The sequence below is a fragment of the Pseudomonas sp. CFBP 8772 genome (assembly GCF_014841665.1).
Taxonomy (GTDB): domain Bacteria; phylum Pseudomonadota; class Gammaproteobacteria; order Pseudomonadales; family Pseudomonadaceae; genus Aquipseudomonas; species Aquipseudomonas graminis_B.
In genome coordinates, this window is record NZ_JACYUI010000003.1 from 279,645 (window position 1) to 293,164 (window position 13,520).

The 13,520-nt window shown below is 66.9% G+C and carries 1 protein-coding gene; it reads right to left on the minus strand.

Annotation, left to right across the window (positions count from 1 at the left end; all coding sequences use genetic code 11):
• Window positions 1-45: 45 nt before the first annotated feature.
• A complete protein-coding gene (locus tag IFT99_RS08190) occupies window positions 46-13,164 on the minus strand; it encodes a BapA/Bap/LapF family large adhesin (protein WP_192131443.1) in 13,119 nt (4,372 codons plus the stop codon).
• Between the last annotated feature and the right edge of the window lie 356 nt (window positions 13,165-13,520).

Here is a 13,520-nt window from a genome sequence, read left to right on the forward strand (position 1 = left end):
CGGCCGGTTGAACCCCGCCTCCGGCAGCGCCAGAGGGCGGGCTGATCAGACGACGTGAATACCGTTCTGCACCCACAGATGATGGGTTGGATCTTCTTGCGGCGTGTACTGGGTGTAATCGACGCCATCGGCCTGTTGCGCGCCGCCGGCGACCCAGGTGTTGGTCATGTGAACGCTGTCTCCGCTGCCTCCCTTGATGATCAATGTGTTGCTGTCGGCCGAGGTAATGGACACCAGGTCCGCCAGGCTGATGGTCAGCGCGACGGCACTGGTGTGGTTCAGGTCCAGCACCTCGATGTTGTGGATCCGGCTCTGCAGATCGCCCAGGTTGATGGTCGCGTCGCCCCCGGCCCACAGCAGGGTGTCGGTGCCCGTGCCACCATCGACCGAGGCGAAATGCTGGTCGGCGATGATCAGCGTGTCGTTGCCGGCGCCGCCTTGCAGGGTGACTGCACCGCCATGGGACCCGTCCAGCGTGTCATTGCCGGCAGTGCCCTGGATCAGCGCGGCACCGGTGGTGGCGATGGCCGTGGCGCTGTGATCATCGCCGCTCGCTACGGTGGACAGCGCGGCAAACGAGGTAGTGGCGACGGCACCGGCCTGTTCCAGATCAATGGTCAGCGTCGCCGTGTCGGTGGTGCCGTTGGGGTGCTTGAGTTGGTAGGTAAAGACCTCCTCACGGCCGATGACCGCATCGGTCTGGCCCGGCGTCAGGGTGTAGGTGTAGCGCCCGTCGGCCTGCACCAGCAGCGAACCGTAGGTGCCGACAATGGTGGTGCCGTTGTAGCCCGGCGTCACGTAACTGCCGGCCGCCAGCACGTTGAGCACGGTGTACGCCGAGCCCAGTACATCAGCGCCGCCGCCGGCTGTGTCGGTGAGCAGATTGCCCGCCACCGGGGTGTAGCTGCCCACCACGAACTGATTGGTGTAGGTGGCGTCGTTGGTCAGGCTGATGTTGACCGTACTGGCGACACCGACGCCCCCGGCGGCGAGTTTGACCTGATAGCTGCCAGGTCCCTGGTCATCGAAGCGCGCGGCGTAATTGCCGCCGCCCAGATTGGCGAGCGAAGCACCACTGTAGTTCTTGACCAGCACGTACTGGCCGGTGGCGGTGTTGAGCTTGTACAGGCCCAGGGTCAGGGACCCGAGCAGGCTGAGCAGGTTGGAGGAGTTGACCACTACCGTCAGGTCACTGATCGCACCGGCCGCCACGCTGGTGGTCCATGAACCACTGCCGCCCAGCACCGGCACGATGAACGGGCCCAGCGCCGTGGTAGTGATGACCTCCTTGTTGACCAGCGTGATGTCACTGACTGCGATGTCGTTGGTGGCATCGACCACCAGGGCCGGGCTGGCCAGGCTGGTATCGCTCCACACCTCGGTGGCCTGTGGGCTGTCGATGCGCACGTACAGATTGGCGGTGTCGCTGAGGCCATTGGGGTGCACCAGCTGATAGCTGAAGACATCCACTTTGCCGACGCTGGTGACCGCGCCGTCGGGCCGGTAGCTGTAGTTGCCGCTGGCGTCGATGGTCAACGTGCCGTACAGGCCTTGCACTGTGGTGCCCGCGCTGGCGGTGACGTAGCTGCCGTTTTTCAGCACCTGCAACACAGCGCCGTTGTCCGGGCCGGTCACGTCTGCCTGGCCATCAATGCCAGGGTTGGTGATGACGTTGCCGATCACGGCGGCACCGGCCACCCCGTTGAACTGGGTCAGGCTGGTGACGTCCAGCTGCAGTTGCGTGGTGACGTTGGTCACCACGCCGATGCCGGCGCTCGACACCACCAACCGGTAATCGCCGCCCAGCAGATCGCCGATGTTCACCCGCACGCCCTGGCCGGTCAGCGCCACCAGATCGAGCAGGCCGCCGTTGCCATTGACGTCCAGGGTCACCCAGTTGCCGCTGGCGTTTTTCACCTGCAGCGTATAGACCACGCCGTCGAGCAAGGACACGGCACTACCGGTGGTCAACGTCAGGGTCGGGTCGAGGCTGGTGCCGCTGTTGACCGTAAACACGAACGCCTTGGAGAAACCGGCCAACAAGGTGGTGAAGGAGTCCGCAACGTTCTGCGTGGTCTTCACCGGCACGAGGCTGACGGTGGCGGTGGCCAGGTTATCGCTGGCGATCACCGGCGTGTTGACGTCGATGTCCGGCGCGGTGACGTTGGCCACCACCGACAGGTTGCCCTTGATGTCAGTGAGGCTGACCAGCAGGGTTTCGCCGTTGATTTGCGCGGGGGCGAGGGTGACGCTGAAGATTCCCGTGGCCCCGACGGTGCCCGTCCCGAGCACCGCGCCGCCGGTGGATTTGATTTGTACCGTCGAACCGACTTCGCCCGTGCCGCTGACGGTCAGGCCATCGACGCTGACCAGCAGCGCAGTGGGTGCAGCGGGGGGTGTCAGGTCAGGCGCAATGGCGCTCGCCGAAAGCGACACGTTCCCCGCGGCATCGGCCTGGGTAATGCTCAGCACCTGGTTGTTGATCTGCGCGGTGTTCAGCGCCACCGAGAAGCTGCCGTTGGCGGCGACTGTCGCGCTGCCGAGGACGACGCCGAGTGCGTTGCGCACGGTCACGGTCGACCCCGCGACGCCGGTGCCCGTGACCACCGAGCCGCTGGCGTTGATGCTCACCGCCGTCGGTGCGACGGGGGCCGTGGTATCAGGTGCCACCAGGCTGCCGGCGGCCGACACGTTACCGGCAACGTCGACCTGACGCACCGTCAGCGCCTGGCCATCCAGCTGAGCGGCATTGAGGGTGAGGCTGAACGTTCCGCCCGCGCCGACCGTGGTTGTGCCCAGCAGCGTGCCGCCGGCATTGACCACGTTGACCGTCGCGCCCACTTCACCGCTGCCGCTGAGGGTCAGTCCGTTGGCTGCCAGCACCAGGGCGGAAGGGGGATTAGGCGCCTGAATATCCGCAGCGGTGACCGTCGCCACGGCCGAGGCGTTGCCCGTCACGTCCGCTTGCTGGACGCTCAACACCTGACCGTTCAACTGGGCTGTGGAGAGCAAGACGACAAACCCGCCCGCAGCATTGACCACTGCGCTGCCGAGCACTGCGCCGGCCGCATTGGTGACCCGTACGGTCGCGCCTGCCTCGCCGTTACCGCTGACTTGCAGGCCCGCGCCATTCAGGGCGACGTTGGTCAGCGCCGCGGGTGGCGTGGTGTCGACGGCGCTGAGGTTTGCCAGCAACGAGACGTTACCGGCGACGTCACGCTGACTCACCGTCAGCACCTGGCCATTGAGCTGCGCCGTCGAAAGGTTAGCCGTGAAGCTGCCGTCCAGTGCAACGGTTGCCGTGCCGAGTACGACGCCGAGGCTGCTGCGCACCGTGACCGTCGCGCCGGCTTCGCCAATCCCGGTCAGGACTGTGCCGGCGCCATTAAGCACCAGCGCTGCGGCTGCATTCGGCGCGGTGATGTCGGGGGCGGTGACCGGCAATATGCCGGACTGCAAACCCACGCTGTCGGTCTGATACGCGTTGAGCACCTGACCGTTGGCTTGCGCCGGGTTCAACAAGACGCCAAACGTACCGCCGGCATTGACCACGGCGGTGCCGAGCGTAACGCCCGCGGCGGTGGTAACGGTCACCGTCGCCCCGGCTTCGCCACGTCCCGTCACCAGCGTACCGGTGGCGCTGACCGCGAGGTCGCTGAGCGCAGCCGGTGGCGTTGTGTCAGCCGCCACCACCGCAGCCGGCAACGATGCGCCACCTGCTCCGGTACTTGCCGTCACGCCAAGGCTTTCGCCGTTGGTTTGTGCGGTGTTGAGGGTCACCGTGAACGTACCGCCAGCATTGGTGGCCGCCGTCCCGAGCACGGCGCCTGTTGCGCTGTACACCGTGATGGTGGTGCCCGTTGCGGCGCTGCCGGTCACGCTCAGACCGTCGGCGCTGACCTGCAGATTGGTCGGCGCATTCGGTGGCGGGGTCACGGGCACGGTGAGGTTGAGCGTCCCGGACACATTGTTGCTGGCGTCCACCTGACCGACCGTGAGCACGTTGTTGGCCGTGACGCCAGGGGCCAGGGTGACCACGAAGGTGCCGTTGGCCGCCACTTGCCCGGTGCCGAGCGTGACGCCGAGGGAGTCTTTGACGGTCACGATCGCGCCCGCTTCACCGCGGCCTGCCAACAGCAGGTAATCGGCGCTGATGGTCAGGTTGCTGACAGGATCAGGCGCCTGAGTGTCCGGCACTGTGTAAACCAGCGGCGCGGAAGCATTGTTGGCCGCGTCCGTTGCAGTCACGGAAATGACTTGCCCGTTGGTCTGCGCAGGATTCAGCCCGACTTCGTAACGTCCCCCGGCGTCGGTCCGCGTGGAGCCCAGCAACGTGCCGTCGGCGGACCTTACGGTCACCGTGCTGTTGGCTTCGGCAGTTCCTTGCAGAATCGTGCCATTGCCGGTCAGCGAGATGAACGTCGGAATCACTGGCGGCGTGATGTCAGGTGCGGTGACCACAACCGGCGTCGAATCGTTAAGTGCTGCATCAACCTGCACCACCGACAGCGACTGGCCATCAAGCTGCGCGGGCGCCAGCGCAAAGCTGAACGTGCCGTCCGCGCGCACGATGGCGGTGCCGGGCAACGGCGTGCCCGCCACCGACACCGTGACCGTGGCCCCGGGTTCCCCGCGGCCGCTGAGGGTCAGGCCGTCCTGGCTGACGGAGAGGTTGGTCACGGCGAGCGGATCGGTGACGTCGTCGGCCCGGTAAACCACCGTGCCGGACACGTTGTTGGCCGCATCGGTCTGGGTGACGTTGAGCGTCTCGCCGTTGAGCTGGGCAGATGACAGCGTGACGCTGAACGAGCCGTCGGCCAACACCGTGGTGGTGCCGAGGCTGGCGCCGGTGGCACTGGTCACTTTGACCGTGGCGCCTGCTTCACCGGTGCCGGTCAGGATCAGGCCGTCGCCACTCAGCGGCGCCAGGACCGGCAGCGCGGGCGGGGTGTTGTCGGGCGCGGTAACGGGCGCGCCAACGGACGGATTGCCCGCAGCATCACGTTGCACGATCGACAGCAGTTCGCCGTTGATTTGCGGCACCGACAGCGAGACCGCGAAATTGCCATCCACACCCACCACGCCGGTGCCGACGAGGTTACCTGCCCCATCGGTGATCAACAGGCTGGCACCTGCCTCACCGCGGCCGCTGACCACTGCGCCGGTGTCATCGATTTGCACGTTGGTGACGGGTGCGGGCGGCGTCAGGTCGGGTGAAGCCAGGGAGCCCGCAGCGGACGCATTGTTGGCGGCGTCGGTGAGCACGACAAACACCGGCTGACCGGCGTTTTGCGTCTGTGACAGGTTGATCAGGAACGTGCCATCGACGCCCACGGTGCCGGTGCCGACTAGCGTGCCATCGGCCAGAGTGATGCGCACCCCCGCACCGACTTCGCCGCTCCCACTGAGCACGCTGCCGGAAGCATTGAACTGCAGATCGGTGGCGACGGCTGGCGGGGTCAAATCCGGCGCGGTGACCGTGGCTGGCACACTGACGTTGCCGGGTGGGTCGGCCTGCTGAACGCTCAGCACCTGGCTGTTGATCTGCGGGGTGGTGAGGGTGACGCTGAACGTGCCGTCGGCCAGAACCAGGGTTGTGCCGAGCAGCGTGCCGCCGGCGTCGCGGACGGTGACGGTGGCGCCGGTTTCACCGGTCCCGGTGACCACCGCACCGGCGGCGTTGATGCGCACGTTGTCCAGCGGGTCGGGCGGGGTGAAGTCCGGGGTGGTCAGGCTGGCTTGGGGTGACACATTGCCGACGGCATCGCGTTGCACCAGCGTCAGCACTTCGGCGTTGGACAGCGCCGGGACCAGCACCAGGGTAAACGCCCCGGTGCTGCCCACCGTTGCCGTGCCGAGCACGGTGCCGAGGTCGTTGCTCACTGTGACAATTGCCCCGGCTTCACCGCGGCCGGTCAGCGTTGCGCCATCGCTGGAAATGCTCAGCTGGGTCAGGGCCAGCGGCGCAGTGGTATCGACCGAGGTCAGGCTGGCAGGCAGGGAAATATTCCCGGCCGCGTCAGTCAGGGTCACCGCCAGCAGTTCGCCGTTGGCTTGCGGGGTGGTGAGGGCGAGCTGGAAGGTGCCGTCGATGCGCACGCTGCCGGAGCCCACCAGCTCGCCGCTGGCGTTGAACACATTGACCGTGGCGCCAGGCTCACCGGTGCCCGAGAGCATCGCGCCGTCTGCCGTCACCGACAGGGCGAGCGGCGCATTCGGGGCGATCAGGTCTCTGGCGGTCAGCGCGAGGCTGGCCGCTTCATTACCGGCGAGGTCGGTCTGGCTGATGCTCAGGGACTGGCCGGCAATCTGCGGCGGGTTCAGCGTCAGCGAGAAGTTGCCGTCGAGGCCCACTTGCCCGGTACCGAGGATGACCCCGCCAGCGCCGAGCACCGTCACCGTTGCGCCCGCTTCGCCGTGGCCGGTCAGGGTGACACCGTTGGTATTGAGCACCAGATCGGTGAGCTGCCCGGGCGCGGTGACATCCGCCGCCAGGTAACCGGTGGCCAGCGAGTTGATGCCGTCGCTGGAGGTGGCGATGGCCGCAAGCGATTCACCGTTGAGCTGCGCGGCATTGAGGGGCGCGCTGAACGTGCCGTCGCCATTGACCAGCGCCGTGCCCAGCAGCACACCCGAGGCGGTGCGGACGCTGACAGTGCTGCCGGCGTTGGCGGTACCGGTCAGCGTCAGGCCGTCTGCGCTGAGGGCGAGATTCACCGGCGCCGGTTCGGCGAGATTGCCGGGCGCAACCACCGTGCTGGCGTCGGAAGCATTGCCGGCGGCGTCGGTCTGGACCACGGTCAACGTGCCGCCGGCCACTGCCGCCGGGGTCAGACCGAGGGTGAAGCTGCCATTGGCGGCCACGGTCGCGGTGCCCAGCGCGTTGCCATTGGCATCGCGCACCACCACTGTCGCACCGGGCTCGCCGATACCGCCCAGGGTCAGGCCATCGGCGCTGACCGCGAGGTTGCTGACGGCGGCGGGCGCGACGGTGTCGGCGGCTTGGTAGGGCGCCGCCACCGAGACATTGCCGGCCGCATCAGTGGCCGTGACACTGAGGCTCTGGCCGTTGAGTTGGGGGCTGGACAGGGTGACCTGGAACACACCATTGGCCCCGGCGACGCCTGAGCCCAGCACGTTGCCGGCCGCGTCGCGCACGGTGACAGTGCTGCCGGCTTCGGCGTTACCTGCCAGTTGCGCGCCGCTGCCGCTCAGCAGCAGAGCGGTCGGACTGTCCGGTGCCGTGAGGTCGACGGACGTTACGTTGACCGCCGTCGAGACGTTGCCGGGCGGGTCTTCCTGGGTGACGGTCAGCACTTCGGCATTGAGCTGCGCGGTCGTCAGGGTGACGCTGAACGCGCCATTCGCGGCCACCAGCGCCGTGCCCAACAGAGCACCGCCGGCCGTGCGCACCGACACCGTTGCGCCAGGTTCGCCCCGGCCGGTCACGGTCAGGCCGTCGGCGTTCACCGCCACTTGGGTGAGGGCGGCGGGCGGGCTGATGTCCGGCGCTGTGAGGTTGATCGACGGCGAGACATTGCCGCTCGGGTCGGTCTGGCTGATGTCCAGGGCCTGGCCGTTAGTCGGCGCAGGAACGAGGGTCACGGTAAAGGTGCCGTCACTGGCCACAAGGGCGGTGCCAAGCAACGTGCCGGTGATGTCGAGGACGCTAACAGTCGCACCGGCCTCACCGGTGCCGGTCAGTGTGCTGCCGTTGGCGCTGATCAGCAGGTTCTGCAGCAGCGCCGGCGGGGTGGTGTCCACCGTGGTCAGGCTTGCGACGCCCGAGACGTTGCCCGCCGCGTCGGTCAGGGTGACGGACAGCGGTTCACCGGTGGTCACGGCATTCGGCAGCGTGACCTGGAACTGGCCGCTCTGGTTGACGATGCCGGTGGCGAGAACGTTGCCGGCGGCATCACGAATGGTCACGGCCGCACCGGCTTCACCAACGCCGTTGACCACGGTGCCGACGTTGTTGATGGTCACACCGGTGGCGGCATCGGGCGCCTTCAGGTCCGGCGCACTGATGCTGCCGGTTTGCGACACGTTGCCCGCCAGGTCGGTTTGCGTGGCGGTGAGCGGCTGGGCGTCCAGTTGGGGCGGCGTCAGTGCGATGACGAATGTGCCATTGGGCGCAACCGTGCCGGCGCCCAGCACGGTGCCGCCACTGTTTGTAATGGTCACCGTCGCACCGGCTTCACCGCGCCCGGTGACGGCGCTGCCATCGCCATTGATGGTCAGACCCGCCGGCGCGTCGGGTGCCGTGAGGTCATTGGCGACCACCAGCGCGGTGACCGAGGTGTGGCCTGCGTCATCGGTCGAGACGACGTGCAAGCTCTGCGCGTTCAATTGAGCGAAGCGCATCAGGATGCTGAAGCGGCCGAAGCTGTTGACCCTGCCGCTGCCCAGGCTGACGCCGTTGCTGTCGAGGATGTTCACCGTGCTGCCCGGAGTTGCGGCACCGGTGAGAATATAGCCGTCGCTGCTGACGGCCAGGTCGCTGGGGGTCGCCAGCTGGGTGCCGTCCGGCCCTGGGAGGGTGACCGCGTTGGAGGCGTTGCCGATGGCGTCGGTGCTGATGACGTCGACGTTGGTGTTGTTTGCAGCAGGCGGAATAAGGCCGATAACAAACGTACCGTCCTGGCCAACCGTGCCGGTGCCCAGCACGACATTGCCCGGCCCGCGAACGGTGACAGTGGTGCCGGGTTCGCCGACCCCGGAAACGTTCGCGCCGTCCGGACTGATCGCCAGATTCGTCACATCGACCGGTGGTGTGGTGTCCGGTGCGAGCACCGGGGTCGCCAGCGAATCGTTGGCACCGTCGGTGGCGACCACTTGCACCGTCTCGCCGTTGCTCAGGATCGGCGCAACGTTAAAGATGAAAATCCCGTCCGCCCCGGCAACGGCAGTGCCGATCTCAACGCCAGCGGCATCGAGAATTCTCACCGAGCCACCGGGCACGGTGGTGCCGGTCAAAAGCCCGGCGGCATCCAGCGTCAGGCCGCTTGGCACGGGCGGCGCGGTGAGGTCGGGTGCCGTGACCGAACCGGCCAGCGAGGGCAGGGTGCTGGCGTCGGTCTGGGTCACGCTCAACACCTGACCGTCCAGCTGCGGCGGGCTCAGGGTCACCGCGAAAATGCCGTTGGTTCCCACGATGGCCGAGCCCAGCAGGGTCCCGCTGATATCCCGCACTTGAACGGTATCGCCCGCAACGCCTGTTCCGGAAACGGTCAGGCCGTCGTTGCTGATGGTAATCCCGGCGGGCGCGCCCGGCGCAGTGGTGTCTGGCGCGTTGAGCGAGGAGGCGGGGGAGATGTTGCCGGCGGCGTCGGTCTGCTTGACCAGCAGCACCTGGCCGTCGGCCTGGATCGCGTTGAGGAGGACGTCGAAGCGGCCGTTCAGCGGGTCGGCCGTGGCGGTGCCCAGCACGTTGCCATTGACGTCGAGCACGTTGACGGTGGCGCCGGGCTCGCCCTGGCCGCTGAGCGTCAGGCCATCGGTGCCAAGAATGAGGCCGGTGGGGGCGTCGGGGGCCTGGATGTCCGCCGCCAGCAATGGCGTGGCGGGAGAGGCCAGGGCCGAGCCGTCGACTTGCGTGACGCTCAGGGGCTGATTGTTGATCTGCGCGCTGGAAAGCGTCACCTCAAAGCGCCCGTCACTGCCGACCACGGCGCTGCCCAGCGTTGCGCCGAGGTCATCCTTGACGGTGACGGTGGCGCCGCTCTGGCCGTTACCGGTGACGATCAAACCGTTGGCCGACAGATTGAGGTTGGTCACAGCTCCCGGTGCGATGACGTCGGGCGCCGTGACCGGAGCGGCTACCGACTGGTTGCCTGCAGCGTCGATCTGGGTGACTTGCAACAACTGACCGTCGGTTTGAGCGGTCGTCAGGGTCAGGGAGAAGCTGCCGTCGGGGCCGGCCTGGCCGCTGCCAATGACGTTGCCGGCCGCATCTCGCACCGTGAGGCTTGCGCCGGCTTCACCGGTACCGGTGAGGACCAGGCCCGTGCCGTCGAGGACAACGCCGGTCAGCGACGCAGGCGCCTGGGTGTCGGGGGTGATGAAGCTTACCGACGGTGCCAGGTTGCCGGTGCCGTCACTGGCGCCGATCAGCAGGGTCTGGCCGTTGTTCTGCGGGCTGTTCAATGTCACGCTGAAGCGACCGTCGGCGGCAGCGATCGCCGTGCCGAGCACCGTGCCGTCGAGGGTGGTGACGGTGATCGTTGCCCCGGCCTCGCCGGTGCCGGTCAGCGTTGTGCCGCTGGCGTCGATGCTGATCGCAGCGGGCTGCAGCGGGCCGTCGAGGTCTGGTGCGCTGACGGGGGTGGCAACGGACGGATTTCCGGCAGCGTCGCTCAGCACCACCTGCAGTGCCTGGCCATTGGTTTGAGCAGAAGCGAGTGTGACGGTGAAGTTGCCGGTTGCGGACGTCACGCCGGTGCCGATGACAATGCCAAGGGCGTCCCGTACCGAAACGGTCGCACCGGGTTCGCCACGGCCGGTCAGGATCAGGCCGTTATTGGCGATGCTGAGATCGGTGGCAGCGGAAGGACCGGTGACGTCGGGCGCGGTGACGGGAACGGTGACCGAGCTTTCGCCCTGACCGTCGACCGCGACCACGTCGAGCACTTCGCCGTTGGCCAGGCCCGGGTTGAGCACCACGGTGAAGCTGCCATTGCCGCCCACGGTCGCACTGCCGAGCAGCACGCCGTTGGCATCGCGCACCTGGACCACCGAACCCGCACTCGCGGTGCCGGTCAGCTGGGTGCCGTCGCCACTGATGACCAGACCGGAAGGCGTGGTCGGGCCGATGGCGTCGGGCGCCGTGACCGCCAGCACGGTGGACGGCAGGCCTGCGCTGTCGGTCTGGATGACTTGCACCAGATCGCCGGGGTTGACCGGTGGAGTCAGGGGGGTGGCGAAGGTGCCATTGGCGCCGACGACCACCGTGCCGATTGGCGTGCCGTTGGCCACGAGGGTCACTGTCGCGCCGGCTTCTCCTTTACCCGAGACCTGCGTGCCGTCCGCGCTGATCACCACATCGGTGACCTGGGCGGGTGGCGTGGTGTCGGCGACGGTCAGCTCGGCGGAGGCGGAGTTGCCCGCCGAGTCCGTGGCGCTGACGTTGAGTTTTTCGCCATTGAGTTGCGCGATGTCGAGGGTCACGCTGAAGGTGCCGTCGAGACCGGCGCGGGCGACGCCAATAACTGCCCCCGACGCAGTGCGCACGAGGATGCGAGCGCCCGCTTCGGCAACACCTGTAAGGATCAGGCCGTCGGCCGACAGGACGAAATTCGAAGGCGTCACCGGCGCGGTGGTGTCCGGTGCTTGCAGTGCCACGTTGGCGGAGATGTTGCCGGCGGCATCGGTCAGGGTGAGCTGCAGCAACTGACCGGCGATTTGTGACGCGTTCAGGGTGATGTTGAACAGCCCGTCAGTGCCCACGACGGCCGTGCCGAGTACGTTGCCGATTGCATCGATGACGCTGGCGATACTGCCGGCTTCGCCACGGCCACTCACGATCAAGCCATTGCCGCTGATCGCGATGCCGATCGGCGCATCCGGCGGCGTCACGTCCCCGCTGGGGGGCGTGACGTCGATGTCCGGCGCCAGCGCTTGAGCCGGCGGGGAGACGTTGCCGGCGGCGTCGACCGCATTCACGGTCAGCGACTGGCCATTGGTTTGCGCGGGGTTGAGCCCGAGGCTGAAAGTGCCGTCCGCTGCGACGATGCCGCTGCCCAGCAGGGTGCCATCGGCGGCGCGCACCTGAATGGTTGCGCCGACTTCGCCGGAGCCTGTGATGCGCGCGCCATCGGCGCTAATGGCGAGGTTGACCGGCGCATCGGGTGGCGTGGTGTCGCCGGGCGGGGTGATATCGATGTCCGGCGCCAGCGCTTGAGCCGGCGGGGAGACGTTGCCGGCGGCGTCGACCGCATTCACGGTCAGCGACTGGCCGTCGGTTTGCGGTGGGTTGAGCCCGAGGCTGAAAGTGCCGTCTGCCGCAACGACGCCGCTGCCCAGCAGGGTCCCGTCGGCGGCGCGCACCTGAATGGTCGCGCCGACTTCGCCGGAACCGGTAATGCGCGTGCCATCGGCGCTGACGGCAAGGTTGGCCGGCGCATCGGGTGGCGTGGTGTCGCCGGGCGGGGTGATATCGATGTCCGGCGCCAGCGCCTGAGCCGGCAGGGAGGCGTTGCCGGCGGCGTCGACCGCATTCACGGTCAGCGACTGGCCGTCGGTTTGCGCAGGGTTGAGCCCGAGGCTGAAAGTCCCGTCCGCTGCGACGATGCCGCTGCCCAGCAGGGTGCCGTCGGCGGCGCGCACTTGGATGGTGGCGCCGACTTCGCCGGAACCGGTAACGCGCGTGCCATCGGCGCTGACGGCAAGGTTGGCCGGCGCATCGGGTGGCGTGGTGTCGCCAGGCGGGGTGATATCGATGTCCGGTGCCAGCGCTTGAGCCGGCGGGGAGACGTTTCCAGCCGCGTCGACCGCATCAACGGTCAGTGATTGGCCGTCGGTTTGCGGTGGGTTGAGCGACAGGCTGAATGTTCCGTCTGCCGCCGCGGTACCGCTGCCGAGCAGGGTGCCAGCGTTGTTGCGAACCCGAACGGTCGCGCCGGCTTCACTGATGCCGGTCAGGGACGTCCCGTCTGCACTGACCAGCAGATTGCTCGGGGCCACGGGAGCTGACGTGTCAGCGGCATTTCCACCGCCGCCACCACCACCGCCACCTGCGACCCCGCCCGCTGCCGCCGCCGCACCGCCCGCGCCCAACAGACCCAGCCCGGCAATCGCAAAGGTGGGGGTCGTGCCCCCCACCACGCCGGCTCCGGCGATGAGCTCATCCAGAGAGCTGACTTCGTCGAAGGTAAAGCCGGTGAAGGACTGAGTGTCGTACTGCGCCTGCCACAGGGTGCCGTCTTCGCCCTGAAACACCATGTCGCTGGTGGGGCCTTCCGGCGCGGTACTAAAGAAGTTGGCAACTTTGACCTGTTCGCCATTCTTCAAATTAACCACCAGGTCTTGCCCATTTCGGGAGACCGAAGCGACTTGGCTGGGTGGAACGGGCATTTGAACAACGGAGGGTGAATTGAGTGAAAGATCGCCCCACGTGTTGGCAGTAAGTTCGGAGGTTGCTTTATTGGCTACAACAATATTGTCCATTCTGACAGTCCTTTTCTTCGCTTTTAGCACTACAACAACGCGGGTAATGGCGTGTCATACCAGCCACCTGATTCATCGAGTCAGGCGCAGCTTTGTTTCTTGTTAGGCGTGACGCTGTTTGCCAATAATTTAGATCGGATCTATTCGAGATCAATGGAAAATACTTTGACGTTTAACGATATGACGAAATGGATATGACGTAAGCCATTGACCCTTCGGCAGAAATTTGTAGTTAGATGTCGATCTACCGATCGTCGGCGGGTTTGCGCAAATGTGCTCGTACGAGTGGAACGGGACTTCCAGGAAGACTCACGCCGCTTCATCGGCCTGGCCATGATGAAAGTCCAGCAAAGCGC